This is a genomic window from Lentzea sp. NPDC051213 (assembly GCF_044455585.1).
Taxonomy (GTDB): domain Bacteria; phylum Actinomycetota; class Actinomycetes; order Mycobacteriales; family Pseudonocardiaceae; genus Lentzea.
In genome coordinates this window covers 307,088-328,072 of record NZ_JBITEX010000008.1, presented here as the reverse complement: position 1 = coordinate 328,072, position 20,985 = coordinate 307,088, and the positions used below count along the sequence as shown (strand labels likewise).

The window sequence follows — 20,985 nt, the reverse complement described above, 5'->3', positions numbered from 1 at the left end:
CGCTAGCTCCTGTCCTGCAGCGCCCGGCGGATCGTGTGCATCGCCTTGTACAGCCGGGACTTGACGGTTCCTTCGGGCACTCCGAGAACGATCGCGGCCTCCTTCACCGTTCGGCCCATGACATACGTTTCGTAGATAGCTGAACGGTGTTCGTCACTCAATTGGCGTACTACGTCGGTAATGACCATCACCGAAAGTGTCTGTTCGGTGTCGTCCGGAGATTCGGCGATGTCCGGGCGAAGCAATTCCACTTCCTGGGGGCGCGCCTGCCGGCTCCGCCATCCGTCGATCACAATGCGACGAGCCACAGTACAAAGCCATCCGCGCAACATGCCCGGTTCACGAACGAGATGTGCGGAGTTCTGCCACGCCCTGATCAACGTCTCCTGGACGACATCTTCTGTCCACTGGCGGTCGTAGTTGGTCAGGCACAGGACCTGCGAGAACAACATCCGCTGGAACTGCCCGTAGAGCAGAGTCAGCAATTCCTCGTCCTGTCGGGCTTGTGTGACCTGGCCCTGTTCACCCATGAAGCTGACGACCTCCCCAGATTTCGGCGACGACTTCGCTTCGGGCGGCGGCCTAGCGACTCGGTGGCCGAGTGTGGAATCCACCGCATCCTACATCGTGAACACGAAATCCCCTCGGGTACGTAAATTCAGACCGAATGGTTCGCAAGTTCCACTGTGATCCACGTCACATCGACATGTGCGCATACGACGTGAACTACGGCTCCACCTGCACGTATCACCTTTGAAGGCAGCTCGATCGTGGGAGGGAACGGGCACTATGCGTCACCGGTTGGGCACGCTGGGGCAGCGCGCAGCGCTGCTTACTGCTCTGTCCGTCGTATTTCTTGGGGCATTCATAGGGGCGATCCCGGCACATGCGCAGTCAACCGACGTGCAGCCGTCGGAACGTTCTTTCATTGGATCCCTGCGCCAAGCGAACTCCTGGTTGATTCCAATCAGCAAAGATGCTCCGGCGCGCACGACGAATGCGGGAATCAGCAACGCCGGAAGGGACATCTTCGAAGCACATTCGCGCCTGGACGTCGACCTCCTCAAATCCGCCGAGGAACTGGGTGTGGTACTGCCGAACGATGTGAGCAGCGAACAGCAGGCTCTCATCAACGAGATGGCCGAACGTACCGGCGACAACCACGACCGCGCCTACGCCACGATCGTCCGGCAGGCACAGGGCGGACTTCTCGTAATGTCCACCCAAATGCGGGCCACCACGCAGAACACCACAATTCGCACACTCGCCCATCAAACAGTGCAAATGCTGGTCCGCACCATGACGGTGCTGGAGAACACCGGCCTGGTCGACCCGTCCGCTCTCGAATTGGTGACGGCCAAGGCACAGGTGAACGCGGTGCGCGTCATCGGTCAAAGCGTCGAACCGTCGGATCGCGAATTGCTCGTTCTGCTCACCCAGCATTCGCTGTGGCAGAAACCGATCAGCCGGGAGAGTTCCGACCGGGCCCGGGACGCGAAGGTCCGCAAGGTGGCCGGCCAGCTCGCCGCCGAGCACACCCAGTTGGCACAGGCGGTCACCGAGGCCGCGGGCCAGATCGGGGTCGACCTCCCCGTCGAACCGACGACGGAACAGAAGTCGTGGGCGAACGCCGTCTCGTCCAGCTCCGGCGAGGAGCTCGACCGCATGTACGCGAACCTGTCGCGTGCGGCCAACGGCTCGCTCATCGTGCAGGTCGCCCAGTCGCGGGCGACGACCAAGAGCGTTCCGGCGCGCATCGCCGCCCAAACCGGTCTCACCCTCCTCCTCAAGCACATGCTGCTGCTGGAGGGCACGGGCCTGGTGAAGGCGAACTCCCTGCAGATGACCGACGGGGCGGGCGTCGCTCAGCCCAAGTCGAACACCAGCCCACCACCCCAGCCGGACGACTCGTCCACGAGCATCGGCTTCCTCACCGGCATCGCGGTCCTGGTCGTCGCCGGCGCGGGCACGCTCTGGCTGGTCCGCGCGATCGGCCACCACGGAGAACATCGCCGTTAGCTCACCCACCGATATATCGGCTGTCGCCCTCGCCATCCGATATATCAGCCGCCCGGCGGGCACTCCATCTGCCCGCCGGGCGCCCCCCAACGGCCTTAGCAATGAGTCTTTTGACGACGAAGTCCAAAGACTCGTTGCTAAGGGCCAGGTCAGGGCGATGGCGGGTTGACATAACTACAGTGAAAGTCGGAACGTGCCGAGCACCTCGGTGTCGATGCCGACGGCGGTGCCGGTGTAGCGGACGACGGCGACGTGGTCGGCGTCGGGCGGTGCCGGGACAACGACGGTGAGGACGTGTGGGGTGTCCGCACTGATATATGGATCTTCGGGGAAGGTCTCGACGCTGCTGCCGACGCCCGCGCGCACCGGCACGCGGCTCAAGGTCTGACCGTCCCGGTCGCGGACCTCGACGTAGTCGCCGGCCTGTTGCTCATGGGCAAGACCGGTGACGTTCCTTGGGGCGTTGACCGGATGCTGCTCCACCAGCCGGACGCCGTTCGCACCGAACTCGAAGATCATGCGGACGGATCCGGTCATCGCACTCCCCAAGGGCTGAGCAGGGTCCCTTGTATGAGGCATCGGCCGCGGGGCTAAGTACGTGTCGAGGTTTGTGCCGTGTCCACCCGTTCGACGGCATGCGCCTCGGTGACGTCGACCGCCTCCCACTTGTCGATGAGCCGGTCGATCACCGCGGCGGGTACCGGTTCCCGGCGGGCGCGGTTGCGGGAGTGGATCACGTCCTTCGGCGCTTCGAGCCCGATCAGCGTCACGCGAGCCCGGTAGTCGGCGGCCAGCCCGATGCACCGGTCGCGCAGCTGCCGGGAGATGTTGGTCGCGTTCCACACGAACCGCTCCCCCGCCCTCAGCAGCACCCGCGCCTCCTCGAACGCCGCGGCCGCCACCGTGCGCTGGTCACCGTCGGGAGCGATGCCGAGCCGCTCGCGGACCGAGTCGAGGCTCACCACCGGCCAGCCCGGCCGATGTGCGGCGATCCAGTGGTCCTTGCCGACCCCCGGCAACCCGGACAGCACCGTCACCTCGACGCGCGTGTCGTCGTACGCGGCGTAGTTCGGATCACGGCCGGGCGTGCGGAAGTACTGGAACCGCGCGTGATCGGACGGGAACGAGCGCGGCCGGTCCCAGCAGTCGTGCTCGCGGCAGTACTCCTCGAACAGCGCGATGTTCTCCAGTACCGACTCGACGTCGCCGCAGATGCGGCCGAGGATGTCGGCCCGTGCGAGCGTGGCCAGGTCGTCGTTGCGCGCGACCAGGCTCACCCGGAACGCGATGCGGTCGAGGTCGGGCCGTTCCAGCGCCCAGAACGGCACCTGGTGGTGCCGCACCAGCGCGGCGACGTGCTCGCGCCAGTCGATCGGCCGTCCCATCTCCCACAACACCTTGCGCGCGAGCAGATCTCCGGCACGCGAATGGCCGTGCGCAGTGATCCGGCCGTCCTCGATCTGCGTGCGGAACGGCTTCGCGACGTCGTGCAGCAACACCGTCGCGAACAACCGCACTCGGTCGGCCTCCGGTCGCGCCCGCCACTCCGGCAGCGACACCAACGCCTCGCACGCCATGCGCGTGTGCGTGGCGACGTCGCCTTCCGCGTGGTGCACCGGATCCTGCGGCACGCCGTCCAACGCGCGCACCCACGCGAACGCCGATCGCACGGCGTCCCAGTCGAGAGTCCACTGTGGACCAGATGGGCAGAGTTCCTCAAACACGGGACACCACCCGGTTCGGCAGGATCGGGCGGTCCTGCCAGTGGCTGCCCGAGTCCAGCACGGCCGTGACGAACGTCGGCCGCACCCACTTGTACCGCTCGACCGTGCGCCCGTCCTCCTCCACCTTGATGTAGAGGCCCTCCATGTGGTCGTCCGAATCCGTCTCTGCGGCAACGACGTCCGGGTCCTGCCCCGCCGCACGCGCCGCCTCCGCGAGCACTTCACGCCAGCGCGGCGTGCGGCAGGTGGACGGTCCGATCAACGCGGTCAGCTCCTTCACCGTCCTCAACGGCCCTTCGTGCAGAACCGGCACGGACACCACCGGTGTACCCGCGAGCAGCTGGCGACGTTCCGGTGTGGACAGGAACTCGCCGGTCTCCCGGTCCAGCAGGTCGAACTCGCAGAAGTGGTCCGGCAGCGCGTCGTAGAACACGGTGTGCTTGGCGTACAACCATTCCCCGTACAGCACGTACCGCGAGCCGAGCCGCTCCCAGAGCACGCCCTGGTGCGTCGCGGCCCACGCCTTGAGCGGCGCGAACTGCCGTTCCCGCGGCCCACCGGTCAGGAAATGGCCGCGTGACTGCAACTTCAGCGCACCGGCGGAGTCGAAGCTGATGCCCGCGTTGGCACCGTCGAGCTTCTCCTCGACGACCAGGTGCCGTCCCGCGATCGCGCGGAACGGCACCTGGTCGAGGTCCTCGTCGCCCGGTTGCAGGCGCGAGCCCTCCAGGTGGGGCGTTCGCGGATACTTGCGCAACATGCCCCGATTTGTAACCCGTCCGTGCGCCCGCAAGCGAACGGATTACGCCTGGCCGACGAACGCCGCCTTGTCGGAGTTGAAGCTCGGCTCGAACACGAGCTGCATCTCACCGGGCTGCGCGCCGACGGAGTACGCGACGTCGAAGGTGTAGGTCTTGCCGGGCAACACGGTCGCGGTGTCGAACGTGCCACCGCACCCGCCGCCGGTGTCGAACACCCTCTCCGCTTTCTGCCCGTTGAACTGCGCGTCGTTGCCGAGCGACATCAGCGCGGTCTCGAACGCGGCGCTCATCCCGTTGGTGATGGTGATCTTGAACTTCACCGCGCGGACGATGTTCGACGGCGCGGCGTACTGGCCCGGCGCGCACGCGACCGGCGGGGCGACGTCGACCGCGAGCCCGTTCGCCCACGTGTACCGCTGGCCCCAGGTCGGCGTTTCGGCGAGGGCGTTCTGCTTCGGCGTCTCGCCCGCGACGCCGACCTGTCCCTGGTTGGTGGTGCCGTCGAGGATCTTGTCGAGTTCCTTGACCGCGGCCTGCTGCGCGATCATCGTGAAGGTGATGGCGGCGACGCACAGCACGACGCCGACAGCCGCCAGGATCTTGCGCGTGCCGAACAACGCGATGATGCCGAGCACGAGCCCCACGACCGCCGTGATCACGGTGAGGTTGTTGAAGATGATGATCGGCGAACCGACGACGCCGACGATCCCGAGGATCAACGCGGTCCAGGCCAGCGCGCCGAATCTCGCAGGCCTCTGCGGGGCGACCGGAGGCGGGGCGTAGACGGGCTGCGGCGGGTAGGTCATCACGGCTCCTGGCGGTTGCGAAGTGTGATCACGACGTCGATTGGTCCTCTTTGCCTGTTACTCACCGCGATGCATCCCTGAACGCACTCCGGTAGCCCTGAACAGCGCAAACGCCCTAATGCCCCAGCACCACAACGTCACCCGATCGAGTTAACGGCGGCACGTCAGCCGACTTCCGTCGGTAGCGGTCTGGATACGATCCGTACAGGCTAGGCGCGCACTGCCTGCCTGAAAGGAACCCTGCACATGGCACGACGACTCGTCGGATCCCTGCTCGCGGCGATCGCCGCACTCGGCATGACGACGGCACCCGCACAGGCCGCCGTCGACTTCACCGGCATCGTGGCACTCGACAACTGCTCCGGCTCCGTGGTCCGCACACCGACCTCGGCCCCCTCGGACAAGGCGCTCGTGCTCACGAACGGGCACTGCGTCAGCCTGCTGAAGGCGGGCGAGGTACGGGTCGACCAGCCGTCGACGCGGAGCTTCAGCCTGCGCGACAGCACCGGCCAGAAGGAGCTTCGGAAGGTCTACGCGACCAAGCTCGCCTACGCGACGATGACCGGCACCGACGCCGCGTTCTACCAGCTCAGCGCCACCTACGCGCAGATCGAGCAGTACGGCAGCCGCGCGCTGGAACTGTCCGCCGCGCACCCCGTGGCCAAGCGCGACATCCGCGTCGTCTCCGGCTACTGGAAGCGGATCTACTCCTGCCAGATCGACGGCTTCGTGCACCAGCTCAAGGAAGCCGACTGGACCTGGCGCGACTCGCTGCGCTACACGTCGTCGTGCAACACCATCGGCGGCACCTCGGGCTCGCCGATCATCGACAACGCGAGCGGCAAGGTCGTCGGCGTCAACAACACCGGCAACGAGAGCGGCGCCCGCTGCACGATGAACAACCCGTGCGAGGTGGACGCCGCCGGCAGGATCACCGTCCGCAAGGGCATCAACTACGGCCAGCAGACGTTCGACTTCGTCTCCTGCTTCGGTGCCGGCACGACGCTGAACCTGGCGCTGCCGGGTTGCAAGGTCGCGAAGCCCTAGTACGACGACAAGCAGGAAGCCGGGACGCCCCTGCCGCGTCCCGGCTTCCTGTTCTTACTAACGTGCGGCGCGGGCAATCAGTTCGCTCACGGCGCCAGGTTCCGAGACGGCGACCGAGTGCGAGGCGTCCGGCAGCTCGACGACCGCGCGGGCGTTCGCGCGCTCGGCCATCCACTTCTGCGCGGCCGGCGGGATGTTCTTGTCCTTCCCCGCGACCACGAAGTACGACGGGATCGTGTGCCACGCCGGCTCCCCGGAAGCCTCGTTCAGCGCGTAGTCACGCACCGGCCGCTGCGTCGCCGCCGCCAGCGCCGCGTCACCCTTGGACACGTCCGCCGCGAACTGCTTGCGGTACAGGTCCTGCTTGATCACGAGGTCCTTCGTGCCGTCACCGAGGTCGATCGCCTCCAGCGTGTCGCCCAGCGTGCTGCCGGGGAACTTGGTGGACAGCCCCAGCGTCGTCTCCCCCGCCTCCGGCGCGAACGCCGCGACGTAGACCAGCGCCTTCACGTTCGGGTTGCCGAGCGCGGCGTTCGACCCGACCATGCCGCCGTAGGAGTGGCCGGCCAGCACGATCGGCCCGTCGATCGTGGCGAGCACCTTGCGCAGGTAGTCCGCGTCACCGCTGAGCGACCGCAGCGGATTCGCCACCGCGACGACCTTGAACCCCTTGCGCTGTAGGCGTTCCACGACACCGTTCCAGCTGGACGCATCGGCGAACGCGCCGTGCACGAGCACGATGGTCGGCTTCTTCGCGCCCGGCTTCGCGGCCTCGTCGGCGGCACCGGCACCCGACGGAACGGCAGCAGCCAGGGCCAGCATGGTTCCCAGAACGGCGATCACCTTACGAACTCGCATTGGTCTCTCACTCTCGTCAAGGCACCGGTGGCGATGCATCGTGTTCGATTAGATCGTGTACGATGTACATTACCGGACGAGATACCTCGCACGCGATGTGTTTCAGCTCACTAGCGGTCTGCGCCGTGCTTGACCCGGCGCAACGCCTTCCTGAGCACGGCGATCTCCTGCTCGTCCATGCCGAGTGCCGCACCGAGCTGGTTCGTCATCTCGGCACCGATCCACCGCAGGTCACGGCCCTTGTCGGTGAGCTGGACGAGCACGGAACGCTCGTCGTCGGGGTGCGTGACGCGCACCAGCAGCCCGCTCTTCTCCAGCCGCTTGATCAACGGCGAGAGCGTGCTGTACTCCAGGTCGAGCTCCTGGACGAGCTCCCGGATGGGGCGTGAGTCGCGCTCCCACAGCAGGAGCATCACCAGGAACTGCGGGTAGGTGATGCCGGCCTTGTCCAGGATCGGGCGGTAGAAGCCCGTGACCGCTCGCGACGTCGTGTACAGGTCGAAGCAGAGCAGATCGGAGACCGTGGGGGTCACGGCCGACGACGCGTCGGGAGTAGTGCTCACGATGTTCAGGCTACTCGGAGCGAACCGGCGAAGCGGCGAGGTTGGTTACGGAGCGCCGCACGCACCCACCGCCTACGACCAGGGCTCGTCCAACGCCGAAGCCTCGTTCCCGGCAGCACGCAACTCGTCGCGCACCACCCGATAGGCGAGCCCTTCCGCGTAGCCCTTGCGGGCCAACGCCCCCACGAGCCGGCGGATCTTCGTCGTCTCGTCCACACCGGACAGTGCCCGCAGCCGTTTGCGCACCAGCTCGCGGGCCCGTTCCTCCTCGGCGTCACCGTCGACCGCGGCGACAGCCTCGGCCACCACCTCGTCCGCGACGCCCTTGCGGCGCAGTTCCATCGCGAGGGCACGACGGCCCAGCCCGTTGTAGGTGTGCCGGGAGCGCACCCACATCTCGGCGAACTGGGCGTCGTCGATCAGGCCGGCGCGGTCGAACTTGCCGAGCACGATATCGGCCGCGGCGGCACTGATTCCCTTGCGCAGCAACGCTTCGTGCAACTCGTGCCGACTTCGGGGGCGGGCGGTGAGCAGCGCGTAGCAGATGTCGCGCGCCTTGCGCTGCTCTTCGACCGGGTCAGCTTCGTGCTGCTCATGTGCGGAGTCCAACTCAGAACTCGACAGGCGCCGGGACCGTCTCGTCGGCGTCGAGCGTGGCACCGATGCCGAGCTTGTCCTTGATGCGCTTCTCGATCTCGTTGGCGATGTCCGGGTTCTCCAGCAGGAACTTGCGGGCGTTCTCCTTGCCCTGGCCCAGCTGGTCGCCCTCGTAGGTGTACCAGGCGCCGGACTTGCGCAGGATGGCCTGGTCGACGCCCATGTCGATGAGCGAGCCCTCGCGGCTGACGCCCTTGCCGTAGAGGATGTCGAACTCGGCCTGCTTGAACGGCGGCGCGACCTTGTTCTTCACGACCTTGACCCTGGTGCGGTTGCCGACGGGCTCGCCGCCGTCCTTCAGGGTCTCGATGCGGCGCACGTCCAGGCGCACGGAGGCGTAGAACTTCAGCGCCTTACCACCGGTCGTGGTCTCCGGGGAGCCGAACATCACGCCGATCTTCTCGCGCAGCTGGTTGATGAAGATCGCGGTCGTGCCGGACGAGCTCAGCGCACCGGTGATCTTGCGCAGCGCCTGGCTCATCAACCGGGCCTGCAGACCGACGTGGTTGTCGCCCATCTCGCCCTCGATCTCGGCGCGCGGCACGAGAGCGGCGACCGAGTCGATGACCAGGATGTCGAGCGCGCCGGAGCGGATCAGCATGTCCGCGATCTCGAGCGCCTGCTCACCGGTGTCGGGCTGGGAGACCAGCAGCGCGTCGGTGTCGACGCCGAGCTTCTTCGCGTACTCCGGGTCGAGCGCGTGCTCCGCGTCGATGAACGCCGCGATGCCGCCGGCCTTCTGCGCGTTCGCCACGGCGTGCAGCGCCACGGTCGTCTTACCCGACGACTCCGGGCCATAGATCTCGACGACCCGGCCACGCGGCAGGCCGCCGATGCCGAGCGCCACGTCCAGGGCGATCGCGCCGGTCGGGATCACGGCGATCGGGGCACGGCCCTCTTCGCCGAGCCGCATCACGGAACCCTTGCCGAACTGCTTGTCGATCTGAGCCAGGGCCAGCTCGAGCGCCTTGTCCCTGTCGGGTGCTGCCGGTGCCATCTGAGGTCCACCTTTTGTCGTCTTCTGCCGTTGCTTCGTCATGTAGGACCTGACGCTACTGGCGGGGTCTGACAATTCTGCGAAGCCGGGGTCGGAGCCACTCTAACCGAACACGTGTTCGAGCACACGCGACACACCGAACCGCGAGGTCAACGGCGATTTTCGGGAATTTCGAACGCGTCGCAGACCGCGGCCCAGACTTCCTTGGCCCCGGTCCCCACCTCCAGCGCCTCGTCGGCGGTACGGCCGCCGAGCGACGACAACACGTGGTCTCGGGCGATCATCTCGGCCCTGACCTGGCCGAACTCCCCCGCCATGAGTTTGCGGAACACGGTGATGCGCACCCGGAGACCCTAGCTGGCGGTCCTGCGCAGGGATGCGAAGAGGCACACGATCAGCAGCGGCAGCGCGGTGAACCCGACGATCAGCCCGAGCGTCGCGTACGACCAAGCGGTCACGACGATCCCGGACACCGCGCCGCCCACGGCACCGCCGACGTTCATCACCAGGTCGGACAGTCCCTGCGCGGCCGGCCGGTCCTCGACCCGCACGGACTCGGTCAGCAGCGCGGACCCCGACACCAGTCCCGCGGACCAGCCGAATCCGAGCAGCGCCAGTCCCGCGGCGAGTTGCGGCGCGTCGTGCGACGGCGCCATCCCGGCGACCGCGGACGCCGCCACCACCAGCGACGCGCCGATCGCGAGCACCGGCACGCGGCCCAGCCGGTCGGCCATCCACCCGAACAGCGGGCTCGCGGCGTACATCGCGGCGACGTGCAGGCTGATCACGATGCCGACCACGCGCAACGACGACCCGGCGTGGTTCATGTGCACCGGCGTCATCGACATCAGCCCGACCATCGCGGTGTGGCACAACATCACTCCAACGAGTGCAAGTCGTGCCATCGATCCGAGTGATCCCCAGATGCGGAAGACGCCGGGCGTGGCACCTGCGGACCCTCCGGCGCAGTGCGGAGATTCAACCGGCCGGGTGCTTCTCACCACGACCAGCGGATCCGGCCGCAGCCCGAACTGGATGACCAGCGCGGCCGCGACGAGCACCGCGGCGGCGAGCAGGAACGGCCCCACCCCGACCGGCAGGCCCAGCCAGGCGGCCAGCCGTCCGGCGGGATCGGCGAGGTTGGGGCCGATGATCGCGCCGATCATGGCCGCCCAGACCACGCGGGAGAGCTCCCGCGCACGACGTTGCGGATCCGCCAGGTCCGTTGCGGCATAACGAGCCGCGTAGTTCGCGCTGGACGCCCCTCCGAACAGCAGGAGCCCCACCAGCAGCACCTGCCACGCACCGAGCCCCACGGCGACCGCGGCGACCAGCGCACCGAGCGCGCCCATGCCGTAGCCGAGGATGAGCGCGGGACGCCGCCCGCTGCGCTGGGCGAGACGGGCGCCGGGCAGGGCGAGCAGCGCCGCACCGGCGACGGCCGCGGTCTGCGCGAGCCCGCCGACGGCTTCGGATCCGGACAGCGACGCGGCGATCAACGTGCTGAACGCGAGGCCGATCGTCACGGCGGCCGACCCCAGGACCTGGGTGCCGGTCAGCACGCGGACGACCTTGCGCTGCACGCGTTCGACCTGCGGCGCGACGGTCACCATGATCACGATCGTGACACGGTTCGCCGCGTGCCGACAGGGCCATCAGGGGCGGTTAGTCACCCGGTTGCACGGACTTCTCGAAGAAATCGGCGATTTCGTCCGACTTGAGCTCGTCGGCGTTCTCCTCGGCGTTCTTGGTGAGGATGCCGAACATGGGGCGGCCCTTGGCGGTGAACACCAGCACGCCGGTGCCGCTCGAGGTGGCCGCGCGGTAGTTGCCCTCCAGGCCGTTGCCGGTCCAGTCGGCCTCGACGTGGTCGGTCTGGAAGGACTTCACGATGGCGGCGGCGTTGTTCTCGGCGCCGGTGACGCTGTCGGTGAGGATGTACTGGACCGCGTAGCCGTCGCGGATCGTGCAGCTCACGACCGTGCCCTTGATCTCCTCCATGCCGGTGATCTGCGCGGAGTCGGCCTTCTCGCAGCCGCCGCCGTCCGGCACGTGACCCGCGAGCTGACGCAGGCAGCTCGTGAAGCCCTGACCGTCCTGGGCGGTGTCGTCCTTGCACTCGTCCGCGCTGGGCAGGTTCGGGCCGGACAGCGCGAAAGCAGCACCGATGACGGCCGCCAGCACCACCACGGCGGCACCGATGCCGAGGAAGACCTTCTTGTTGTCCTTCTTCGGCGGCTGCTGCGGGAAGTTCATCGGGTAGCTGCCGCTGACCGCCGGGTTCACCTGGAACGGGCCGGTCACCGGGTAGGTACCGCTCGCCGAGTACGCGCCGCTCACGTTCGGGTTGACCGGGTACGACCCGCTCGCCGTGGGGCCGACCTGGTGCGGGCCGCTCACGGCGGGGCTGACCGGCGCGGTCACGACGGTGGGCGGTTCGACGTACTTGGGCTTGTCGTCCTCGGGCTTCAGCGTGATCGTCGTCTTGTCGACGACCTGCGCGCCGGACGCGACGATGGTCTCCGGGTTGTCCGGGTTGGTCGGGACGATGCCGACCTTCTCCGCGATGATCTGCGCGACCAGCGGCATCCGGCAGGAGCCGCCGACGAGGTAGACGTGCTCCGGCGTGACACCGGCCCGGTGGACGGTGGAGATGAGGAGCTCCGTGGTGCGGATCAGGCTCGACCGGATCAACGCCTCGAGCTCGCCGCGCGTGACGACGACCTTCTCGAACGGCTCCGGCATCAGCACCTCGACCTGAGGCAGCTCGGAGAGGTCTTCCTTGGCCAGCCGCAGCTCCTCACGCAGGCCGAGGCGCGCGCGGTGGTCGTCCACAGTGGTCGGGCGGAGCAGCCGCTGCCAGCCGGCCGGGTCCTTGTGCGAGACCGTGCGGCCGATGTGCTCGAGCAGCGCCTGGTCGATGTCGAGACCGCCGACGTCGCTGAGGCTGCCGTCGGCGAGGATGCGGTGCTCGGCGTCGAGCACGGAGACGTCGAACGTGTCCGCGCCGAAGTCGTAGATGGCGAGCGGACGGCCGCCACCGAGCGCGGCCACCGCGACGGCCTCGGGAACGGGCACGAGCTCGCCGGTCATGCCCGCGAGACGGGCCGACGACAGCAGCCTGTTGCGCCTGCTCGGGCCCCATTCGGCCGGGTGCGTCAGGCGGATCTCGTCGAGTTCCGCGCCCATGAGCAGCGGCGCCACGGCCTCCATCACTCGCGCGTAGATGGCCGCGAGCGCGTCGTTGACCGGGAGGTTCGTCTCGCCGAGCTTCAGCGTCGCCTTGTCGATGTGGCGCTTCGGGTTCGCCTCGTAGCGCGACGGGTCCTGGCGGGACCGCCGCTCGGCTTCTCTGCCGACGCGCAGGGTGCCGTCCTCGTCGAGGTAGACGGACGAGGGCATGGTGGGCCCTCCGTCCAGATCCACCACACCGTGGCCGGACAGCACCGCAACCGTGTTGGCGGTGCCCAGGTCGACGGACAGGACGCGCACCGTGCTCCCCTCGAAGGACGTTCGGGGTGATCGTGCCACAGCGGGCGTCGCCGGATGCTCGGACCTGCGCAATCAGAAATTGTCAGACCCCGCCGTCATGATGGTTCCCATGGATGCGATGGAGGCTTTCTCACCGGCGACCAGGCAGTGGTTCGCCGGGGCTTTCGCCGCGCCCACCCAGGCTCAGACCGGAGCGTGGGCGGCCGCCGCGGCGGGCGAACACGCGCTGGTCATCGCCCCGACGGGCTCCGGCAAGACGCTGGCCGCGTTCCTGTGGGCGCTGGACCGGCTGGCGTCCGCCGCTGTCCCGTCCGAGCCGCGGCAGCGCTGCCGGGTGCTTTACGTCTCGCCTTTGAAAGCACTGGCGGTGGACGTCGAACGAAATCTGCGCGCGCCGCTGGCCGGTATTCGGCAGGCGGCACAGCGGCTGGGCCTGACCGAGCCGTCGATCACCGTCGGCATGCGCACCGGTGACACGTCGCCGGAGGAGCGCAGGGCGTTCGGGCGCACCCCGCCGGACGTGCTGGTGACGACGCCGGAGTCGTTGTTCCTGCTGCTGACGTCGTCGGCGCGCGAGTCGTTGCGCGGCGTGGAGACGGTGATCGTCGACGAGGTGCACGCGGTGGCCGGCGGCAAGCGCGGCGCGCACCTGGCGTTGTCGCTGGAGCGGCTGGACGCGCTGCTCGACCGGCCGGCGCAGCGGATCGGGCTGTCGGCGACGGTGCGGCCGGTCGAGGAGATCAGCACGTTCCTGTCCGGCGGGCGGCCGGTGTCGGTGGTGCAGCCGAAGACCCCCAAGACCATCCAGGTCGAGGTCGAGGTGCCGGTCGAGGACATGTCGGTGCTCGGCCAGCCGACGGGTGAGGTGTCGGGTTCGGCCGCTGGAGCCGAGCAGCGCACCTCCATCTGGCCGTCGGTCGAGGCACGGGTGCTGGAACTGGTGCGGGCGCACCGGTCGACGATCGTGTTCGCGAACTCGCGGCGGCTCGCGGAACGGCTGACCGCACGGCTGAACGAGCTCGCGGAAGAAGGTGCGGAGCTGGAGTCCTTCCCGGCCGAGGCCATCGGCCAGTCGGGGCTCACGGTCCAGAAGACGGCTTCGGTTGCCCGCGCGCACCACGGGTCGATGTCGCGGGAGCAACGCACCGCCGTTGAGGAAGATCTGAAGTCCGGGCGGCTGCCGTGCGTGGTGGCGACGTCGTCCCTGGAGCTCGGGATCGACATGGGCTCGGTCGACCTGGTGGTGCAGGTGGAGGCGCCGCCGTCGGTCGCGTCCGGGCTGCAGCGCGTCGGCAGGGCCGGGCACCAGGTGGGCGCGGTGTCGCGGGGCGTGATGTTCCCGAAGTTCCGCGGCGACCTGGTGTCGTGCGCGGTGGTGGCGGAGCGCATGCGGGACGGCGCGATCGAGGCCGTGCGGTTCCCGCGCAACCCGCTGGACGTGCTGGCGCAGCACATCGTCGCGATGGTGGCGATGGAGACGTGGACGGTCGAGGAGCTGACGGCACTGGTGCGCCGGGCCGCGCCGTTCGCCGGGCTGCCGGACTCGGCGCTGCACGCGGTGCTGGACATGCTGTCCGGGCGGTATCCGTCCGAGGAGTTCGGCGAGCTGCGGCCGCGGATCACCTGGGACCGGGTGAACTCCGAACTGCGCGGCCGGCCTGGCTCGCAACGGCTGGCGGTCACGTCCGGCGGCACGATTCCGGACCGCGGGTTGTTCGCGGTGATGACGCCACCGTCGGAGAACGGTCCGGGTTCGCGCGTCGGCGAGCTCGACGAGGAGATGGTCTACGAGTCGCGCGTCGGTGACACGTTCCTGCTGGGCACGTCGTCGTGGCGGGTCGAGGACATCACGCACGACCGGGTGATCGTGGTGCCCGCACCGGGCCAGCCCGCGCGGATGCCGTTCTGGAAGGGCGACGCTCCGGGCCGTCCGCTGGAACTCGGCCGTGCGATGGGCAGGTTCCTCCGCGAAGTGTCCACAATGGAGTCTTCGGCCGCTCGGGACCGGGCCGCGGCGGCGGGCCTGGACGAGTGGGCGACGGACAACCTGCTGGCGTACCTGGGCGAGCAGCGGGAGGCGACCAGGCACGTCCCGAACGACAGGATCGTTCTGGTGGAACGGTTCCGCGACGAGCTGGGCGACTGGCGGCTCGTGGTGCACTCCCCGTTCGGCGCCCAGGTGAACGCGCCGTGGGCCTTGGCGATCGCCGCGCGGCTGCGCGAACGGCGGGGCGTCGAGGTGCAGGCGGCACACTCCGACGACGGCATCGTGCTGCGCCTTCCCGACGCGCTGGACCTCGACGGCCTGGAGGTGACGGCCGGAGCGGAGGACGTGCTGCTCGATCCGGACGAGGTCGAGCAGATCGTGGTGGCCGAGGTGGGCGGTTCGGCGTTGTTCGCCGCCCGTTTCCGCGAGTGCGCGGCCCGCTCCCTGCTGCTCCCCCGCCGCGATCCGCGCCGGCGCACCCCGCTGTGGCAGCAACGCCAGCGCTCGGCCCAGCTGCTGTCGGTGGCCGCGAAGTACGAACGCTTCCCGGTCGTCCTGGAGGCGATGCGCGAGTGCCTGCAGGACGTCTACGACGTGCCGGGCCTGCGCGAGCTGATGTCGGACGTCCGCGCGCGCCGGGTCCGCGTGGTCGAGGTGGAGACGCCGTCGCCGTCGCCCTTCGCCCGCAGCCTGCTGTTCGGTTACGTCGGCATGTTCCTCTACGAGGCCGACGCGCCGCTGGCCGAACGCCGGGCCGCGGCCCTGTCGCTGGACTCGACGCTGCTGGCCGAACTCCTCGGCTCCGAGGCGATCCGCGAACTGCTCGACCCGGAGGTCATGGCCGAGGTGGAGCGCAGCCTCCAGCGGCTCTCCGAGGACCGGCGCCCCCGTCACGCCGAGGACACCGCGGACCTGTTGCGGTTCCTGGGAGATCTCTCCGACGCGGAGGCGCTCGACCGGGGCGTGCCTCGCGCGTGGCTGGACGAACTGGTGGCGCAGCGCCGGGCGATCCGCGTCCGCATCGCAGGCGAGGAACGCACCATCTCCATCGAGGACGCGGGTCGTGTGCGCGACGCGCTCGGCGTCGCCCTGCCGGTCGGGGTTCCGGAGGCCTTCACCGAACCGGTGGCTGATCCCTTGGGCGACTTGTTGAGCCGCTATGCCAGGACGCACGGACCGTTCCCCGCCTCCGACCCGGCCACCCGGTTCGGCCTGGGCGTGGCCGTGGTGACCGGTGTCCTGGAACGGATGGCCGGCACGGGCCGCCTGGTCCGCGGCGAACTGCGCCCCGGCGGCACCCACACCGAGTACTGCGACGCGGAGGTGCTCCGCCGTCTGCGCCGCGGTTCGCTGGCCCGCCTGCGTTCCGAGGTGGAGCCGGTCGAACCGGCCGCACTGGGCCGCTTCCTCCCGTCGTGGCACGGCCTCGGTCGCCGGCTGCGCTCGGCACCGACAGTCGACGACGTCTTCGCAGTGGTGGAGCAGTTGGCGGGCGCACCGCTTCCCGCCAGTGCCCTCGAATCCCTGCTCCTGCCCTCCCGCCTGCCCGGCTACTACCCCGCCCTGCTGGACGAGCTCACCGCGTCCGGCGAGGTCACCTGGACCGGGTGCGGCTCGCTCGCCGGGGGCGACGGCTGGATCGCGCTGGCTCCGGCCGACGTGGCCGACCTGCTGCTGCCCGACCTGGTGCCGGAGTCGATCCCGGAGTCGCCGCTGCACACCGCGGTGCTGGAGGTCCTGTCCGGCGGCGCGCTGTTCTTCCGGCAGGTGGTCGACCGGGTCTCGGCGTCCGTGGAGTGCACCGATGCCGAGGTCGTCGGCGCGCTCTGGGATCTGGTGTGGGCGGGCCTGATCACCAACGACACGTTGGGACCGTTGCGGGCGCTGGTGTCAGGTGGCGGTGCGGCGCACAAACCACGCCGCAGCACGCCGCGCGGCCGGTACGCCCGGCTGCGGGCCGCACGTCCGGACCTGCCGTCTCGTACCGGTCCGCCGACCGCCGCGGGCCGGTGGTCGCTGGCCGTGCGTCCGGCGGAGGACCCGACCCGTCGTGCGCACGCCAGAGCCGAGGCTTTCCTGGAACGCCACGGAGTGCTGACCCGAGGCGCCCTCGACACCGAGCGCGTGACGGGTGGGTTCAGCGGTGTGTACAAGGTGCTGCGGGCGATGGAGGAATCGGGCCAGGTGATCCGCGGCTACGTCGTCGAAGGGCTGGGTGCCGCCCAGTTCGCGGCGCGGGGCGCGGTGGATCGCCTGCGGGCGTTGTCCCGTCCTCCTGGTCAGCCGGTGCAGACCGACCAGGCCGCCGTGGTCCTCGCCGCGGCCGACCCGGCGCAGCCGTACGGTGCCGCCCTGCCGTGGCCGGACCCGGTGGGCGAGGGCAAACACCGCCCTGGCCGCAAAGCCGGTGCGCTGGCCGTCCTGGTCGACGGCACCCCGGCGTTGTACGTGGAGCGGGGCGGCAAGTCCCTGCTCTCGTTCACCGACGACGACCCGGCCCTCCGCACGGCCGCGAACGCGTTGAGCCGGGCGGTGCGGGACGGGTGGCTGGGCCAGCTCGCGGTCCAGCGGGCAGACGGCGAGGTCGCACTCACCTCGCATCTGGCCACCGTGCTCCAGGAAGCGGGCTTCCGCGCCACTCCGAAGGGACTCCGGTTGAGAGCTTGAGCTGCTCCGGAGCTACTCCGGGAAGAGAGAGCTGTAGGCGTTCAGGGCAGGCTGCCCGCCCAGGTGGGCGTAGAGGACCGTGGAATCGCGGCCGATCTCGCCGGACGACACGAGGTGGATCAGGCCTGCGAGGGATTTGCCCTCGTAGACCGGGTCGGTGATCATGCCTTCGAGGCCGGCGCCCAGGCGCATGGCGTCCATTGTGGACTCGTCGGGGCGGCCGTAGACGCCGGCGTGGAAGCGGTCGTCGAGGAGGATGTCCTCTTCGGACACCGTCACCTCGCGGAGCTTGGCGGTGTTGTGGGCGATGCGGGTGATCTGGGCGAGGGTCTCGGCCGGTTTGGCGGAAGCGTCGATGCCCAGGACGCGACGGCCGCGCTCGCCCGCGAAGCCCGCGACCATGCCTGCCTGGGTGCTGCCGGTGACCGAGCAGACGACGATGGTGTCGAAGAAGATGCCCAGCTGGGCTTCCTGCTGGCGGACCTCGTCCGCCCACGTCGCGAAGCCCATGCCGCCCAGCGGGTGGTCGGAGGCGCCGGCCGGGATCGGGTAGGGCGTGCCGCCGGAGGCGCGGACCTCCTCGATCGCCTGTTCCCAGGCGGGTTTGACGCCGATGCCGAACTCGGCGTTCACCAGGCGGACGTCGGCTCCCATCATGCGGCTGAGCAGGATGTTGCCCACTCGGTCGTGGCCCACGGCGGTCCAGTCGACCCAGCTTTCCTGCACCAGCACGGCTTTCAGGCCTGCGCGTGCGGCGGCGGCCGCTACCTGGCGGGTGTGGTTGGACTGGATGCCGCCGATCGAGACCAGGGTGTCACAGCCGGTGGCCAGCGCGTCGGCGACGAGGTACTCGAGCTTGCGGGTCTTGTTGCCGCCGTAGGCGAGGCCGGAGTTGCAGTCCTCGCGTTTCGCCCAGACCGCGGCGCCGCCGAGGTGCGCGGTCAGGCGGTCCAGGCGGTGGACCGGGGACGGCCCGAAGAGGAGCGGGAATCTGTTCATAGTTCCTCCTGGAGCGTGGCCCAGTTCTTGTCGACGAGCTCGGCGGCCAGCTTGTAGTCGCCTTGCTCGCACGCCTCGATGATCTGCTGGTGCTGGGTGACGGAGTGGCGGGCGTTGGGCGAGGAGAAGCGGCTGTGCTCGGCCCGGCGGACGAGCGGGGTGAAGCGGTCGATCGTCGCGGCGATCGCGAAGTTGCCGCAGCGGTGGACGGCCACCGCGTGGAAGTCGTCGTCGGCGGCCAGCGCGGCCACGGCGTCGTTGGCGTCGAGCGCCTTCTTGAAGGCCTTGTTCGCGGCGCGCATCGCGGCGATGTCCCCGGCCGTGAGCGACTTCCTCTGGACGACCGTGCCGGTGGCGAGGGAGTGCATCGACTGCACGACAACGAGGGCGTCGAGCACGGGGTCGGCTTCCAGTGCGGTAACGCGCGTGTAGGCGTGCGGCTTGGTTTCGACCAGGCCCTCGTCGGCGAGCGTGGCGAGCGCCTCGCGCACCGGGGTGCGGGAGAGCCCGAGCCTCTCCGCCAGCTCGATGTCCTTGATGGCCGTGCCCGGTTCCAGGTCGCCGCGCACGATCGCCGACCGGATCTCGGCGGCGGCTCGCTCCTTCAGTGACCCATATCCAATATATTGCATATTAGTGAGAGTAGGACCGGACACCGGAGAGCGCAACCTAGGCTGGCTGACATGGCGGTACGCGATATCCGATATTTCGGTGACCCGCTGCTGATGAGCCCCGCCGACCCGGTGACGCGGTTCGACCGCAACCTCGAGGCGTTGGTCGCCGACCTGCTCGACACCGTCGAGCTGGACGGGCGGGCCGGGCTCGCGGCGCCGCAGATCGGCGTGGGACTGCGCGCGTTCAGCTACGACGTCGAGGGACAGCGCGGATACGTGATCAACCCGGAAGTCGTTGAGCTGTCCGGGGAAACGCAGGACGGCGGCGAGGGATGCCTGTCAGTGCCGGGGTTGTGGTACCCGACGGTGCGCGCGCAGGAGGCCGTCGTGCGGGGTGTTGATCTGCGCAACGAGCCGGTGACCGTGCGCGGGGCCGGGTTGATGGCGCGCTGCCTGCAGCACGAGACCGATCACCTCGACGGGAAGCTGTACCTGTCCAGGCTCACGCCCGAGCTGCGGCGCAAGGCGTTGCGCGCGGCGCGGGAGTCGGAGTGGTTCTGGGCCGGCTGATCGCTTCAGGCCATCGGGAGAACGCGGCCGAGCACCGCGAACGGGCGCGGGTCGCCGGTGAACTGGTAGTGCCGCAACACGTCCTGGAATCCGACGCGCCGGTACAGCTTCCACGCCTTGCTCGGGCCCTCGGGCGTGGACAGCAGCACGCGGGACGAGGGCACGCCCTCCATCAGGCGGCGCAGCAGGTCCTCGCCGAGGCCGCGGCCCTGCGCGCGCGGCAGCACGTGCAGTTCGGTCAGCTCGAAGTAGTCGTTGAGCCATTCCTCGACCACGGTGGGCGGCGAGACGGCCATCAGCCCGCGCCGGACCTGCTCGTGCCACCACTGGCCGGTGGCGCCGCGGTAGCCGTAGCCGATGCCGACGAGCTCGTCCTGCTCCCCCAGCGCCACGACGCAACGCCAGTCTTCGCGCATCATGTGCGCGAGCCACATCGGGGCGCGCAGTTCGACGGTGCCGGGCGGGTAGTTCATCGCGGTCACGTACAGCGAGAGCGCCTCGCCCAGCCGGACGTTCAGCTCGCCGGCGGACATCTCGACGATGCGCTCCAGGCGCGGCGACGCCGTCATACCGACACCACCGCCACACGCCCGCCCGTCAGTGCCACCAGCTCCGCGAAGGTCGTGGGGTACACGGCGTGCGGATGTCCCGCGGCCGCCCAGATCTCGTCGTAGCCCGACAGCGCCCTGTCCACCACGGTCTCGATCGGCGCGGGGTGCCCGACCGGCGACACACCGCCGATCACCTGGCCCGTGTGCACGCGCACGAACTCCGGGTCGGCGCGCTTCACCGCGTCCGCGCCCACCAGCTCGGCCATCATCGACGTGTCCGCGCGGTGCGCACCCGAGGTCAGCACCAGCAGCGGGGCCGCCACGCCGTCGCGCACCGCGGCGAACAACAAACTGTTCGCGATCGCGCCGACCTGCACCCCCACCGCCTCCGCAGCGGCTGCCGCTGTCCGCACCGCGTCCGGCAGCACGACGATGCGTTCTGCGTTCGCGGGTGGCAGGGCTTCGGCGACCTTGCGGATTCCAGGGTGTTCGAGCGCACTCACATCACCATCAGACCACGACTGGCGCCCACGTGGTGGGGCGGGTTGAGGAATCCATCCGCCGGGAGCTACGCTGAGCAGGACTCGAACATGTGTTCGAGTCGCACCATGCCTCGGAGGTGGGGTGGGGGAAGCACCCCACCTCCGAGAGCCGCCGGCTTCCCCTCGGCGGA

General features: G+C 69.3%; 20 protein-coding genes. 4 read left to right on the top strand and 16 right to left on the bottom strand.

Going from position 1 to position 20,985, the window contains the following annotated elements; translation table 11 throughout:
- Positions 1-2: 2 nt before the first annotated feature.
- Entirely contained in the window at positions 3-530 is a 528-nt protein-coding gene (locus ACIA8G_RS33365) for a sigma-70 family RNA polymerase sigma factor (RefSeq protein ID WP_396422686.1), read from the bottom strand.
- Positions 531-789: 259 nt separating this feature from the next.
- Here ACIA8G_RS33365 and ACIA8G_RS33360 point away from each other — a divergent pair, with 259 nt between their 5' ends.
- On the top strand, positions 790-2,019 hold the full coding sequence (locus ACIA8G_RS33360) for a DUF4142 domain-containing protein (RefSeq protein WP_396422685.1): 1,230 nt from the start codon (positions 790-792) through the stop codon (positions 2,017-2,019).
- A gap of 174 nt (positions 2,020-2,193) precedes the next feature.
- Here the strand turns inward: ACIA8G_RS33360 and ACIA8G_RS33355 are convergent, their stop codons facing one another.
- Genes ACIA8G_RS33355 through ACIA8G_RS33340 form a run of 4 tightly spaced genes read right to left on the bottom strand, consistent with a single transcriptional unit; the run spans position 2,194 to position 5,310 of the window.
- A complete protein-coding gene (locus ACIA8G_RS33355) occupies positions 2,194-2,556 on the bottom strand; it encodes a hypothetical protein (RefSeq protein ID WP_396422684.1) in 363 nt (120 codons plus the stop codon).
- A gap of 53 nt (positions 2,557-2,609) precedes the next feature.
- Complete coding sequence (locus ACIA8G_RS33350) at positions 2,610-3,743, bottom strand: AAA family ATPase (protein ID WP_396422683.1); 1,134 nt, start codon at positions 3,741-3,743, stop codon at positions 2,610-2,612.
- The gene (locus ACIA8G_RS33345) at positions 3,736-4,503 is read right to left on the bottom strand and encodes an RNA ligase family protein (protein WP_396422682.1); all 768 of its coding nucleotides are present in this window, start codon (positions 4,501-4,503) and stop codon (positions 3,736-3,738) included. The genes ACIA8G_RS33350 and ACIA8G_RS33345 overlap by 8 nt, the downstream gene beginning before the upstream one ends.
- Before the next feature lie 42 nt (positions 4,504-4,545).
- Complete coding sequence (locus tag ACIA8G_RS33340; protein ID WP_396422681.1) at positions 4,546-5,310, bottom strand: hypothetical protein; 765 nt, start codon at positions 5,308-5,310, stop codon at positions 4,546-4,548.
- Positions 5,311-5,556: 246 nt separating this feature from the next.
- On the opposite strand from ACIA8G_RS33340, the gene ACIA8G_RS33335 reads away from it, so the two are divergent.
- Positions 5,557-6,357 carry a serine protease gene (locus ACIA8G_RS33335; RefSeq protein WP_396422680.1) on the top strand — a complete coding sequence of 267 codons (801 nt, stop codon included), beginning with the start codon at positions 5,557-5,559 and terminating at the stop codon, positions 6,355-6,357.
- A 57-nt stretch (positions 6,358-6,414) separates the two neighbouring features.
- Here ACIA8G_RS33335 and ACIA8G_RS33330 read toward each other — a convergent pair whose 3' ends face one another.
- From ACIA8G_RS33330 to ACIA8G_RS33300, 7 genes are all read right to left on the bottom strand, one after another.
- Positions 6,415-7,215 (bottom strand): alpha/beta fold hydrolase, encoded by an 801-nt coding sequence (locus tag ACIA8G_RS33330; protein ID WP_396422679.1) that lies wholly within the window; start codon positions 7,213-7,215, stop codon positions 6,415-6,417.
- A 110-nt stretch (positions 7,216-7,325) separates the two neighbouring features.
- Complete coding sequence (locus ACIA8G_RS33325) at positions 7,326-7,778, bottom strand: MarR family winged helix-turn-helix transcriptional regulator (RefSeq protein ID WP_396422678.1); 453 nt, start codon at positions 7,776-7,778, stop codon at positions 7,326-7,328.
- A 72-nt stretch (positions 7,779-7,850) separates the two neighbouring features.
- On the bottom strand, positions 7,851-8,387 hold the full coding sequence (locus ACIA8G_RS33320) for a regulatory protein RecX (RefSeq protein ID WP_396422677.1): 537 nt from the start codon (positions 8,385-8,387) through the stop codon (positions 7,851-7,853).
- 1 nt (position 8,388) lies between these two features.
- Positions 8,389-9,432 (bottom strand): recombinase RecA, encoded by a 1,044-nt coding sequence (gene recA / locus ACIA8G_RS33315; RefSeq protein WP_396422676.1) that lies wholly within the window; start codon positions 9,430-9,432, stop codon positions 8,389-8,391.
- A 149-nt stretch (positions 9,433-9,581) separates the two neighbouring features.
- Positions 9,582-9,776, bottom strand: coding sequence for a DUF3046 domain-containing protein (locus tag ACIA8G_RS33310; RefSeq protein WP_396422675.1), 195 nt, complete (start codon positions 9,774-9,776; stop codon positions 9,582-9,584).
- 9 nt (positions 9,777-9,785) lie between these two features.
- Complete coding sequence (locus tag ACIA8G_RS33305; protein ID WP_396422674.1) at positions 9,786-11,045, bottom strand: MFS transporter; 1,260 nt, start codon at positions 11,043-11,045, stop codon at positions 9,786-9,788.
- Between the two features lie 52 nt (positions 11,046-11,097).
- Positions 11,098-12,924, bottom strand: coding sequence for an Hsp70 family protein (locus tag ACIA8G_RS33300; protein ID WP_396422673.1), 1,827 nt, complete (start codon positions 12,922-12,924; stop codon positions 11,098-11,100).
- A 109-nt stretch (positions 12,925-13,033) separates the two neighbouring features.
- Between ACIA8G_RS33300 and ACIA8G_RS33295 the strand changes: the two genes are divergently transcribed.
- On the top strand, positions 13,034-17,578 hold the full coding sequence (locus ACIA8G_RS33295) for an ATP-dependent helicase (protein WP_396422672.1): 4,545 nt from the start codon (positions 13,034-13,036) through the stop codon (positions 17,576-17,578).
- A 12-nt stretch (positions 17,579-17,590) separates the two neighbouring features.
- Here ACIA8G_RS33295 and ACIA8G_RS33290 read toward each other — a convergent pair whose 3' ends face one another.
- Together ACIA8G_RS33290 and ACIA8G_RS33285 are read right to left on the bottom strand one after the other, a co-directional pair.
- The gene (locus tag ACIA8G_RS33290; protein WP_396422671.1) at positions 17,591-18,577 is read right to left on the bottom strand and encodes a 1-aminocyclopropane-1-carboxylate deaminase; all 987 of its coding nucleotides are present in this window, start codon (positions 18,575-18,577) and stop codon (positions 17,591-17,593) included.
- Positions 18,574-19,209, bottom strand: a complete 636-nt coding sequence (locus ACIA8G_RS33285; RefSeq protein WP_396422670.1) for a GntR family transcriptional regulator — start codon at positions 19,207-19,209, stop codon at positions 18,574-18,576. The genes ACIA8G_RS33290 and ACIA8G_RS33285 overlap by 4 nt, the downstream gene beginning before the upstream one ends.
- A gap of 51 nt (positions 19,210-19,260) precedes the next feature.
- Here ACIA8G_RS33285 and def point away from each other — a divergent pair, with 51 nt between their 5' ends.
- Positions 19,261-19,761 carry a peptide deformylase gene (gene def / locus ACIA8G_RS33280; protein WP_396422669.1) on the top strand — a complete coding sequence of 167 codons (501 nt, stop codon included), beginning with the start codon at positions 19,261-19,263 and terminating at the stop codon, positions 19,759-19,761.
- A gap of 5 nt (positions 19,762-19,766) precedes the next feature.
- Here the strand turns inward: def and ACIA8G_RS33275 are convergent, their stop codons facing one another.
- Positions 19,767-20,330, bottom strand: coding sequence for a GNAT family N-acetyltransferase (locus ACIA8G_RS33275; protein ID WP_396422668.1), 564 nt, complete (start codon positions 20,328-20,330; stop codon positions 19,767-19,769).
- Positions 20,327-20,815: a YbaK/EbsC family protein gene (locus ACIA8G_RS33270; protein WP_396422667.1), complete on the bottom strand. Its 489-nt coding sequence runs from the start codon at positions 20,813-20,815 to the stop codon at positions 20,327-20,329. Before ACIA8G_RS33270 ends, ACIA8G_RS33275 begins: the two co-directional genes overlap by 4 nt.
- Positions 20,816-20,985: the final 170 nt, after the last annotated feature.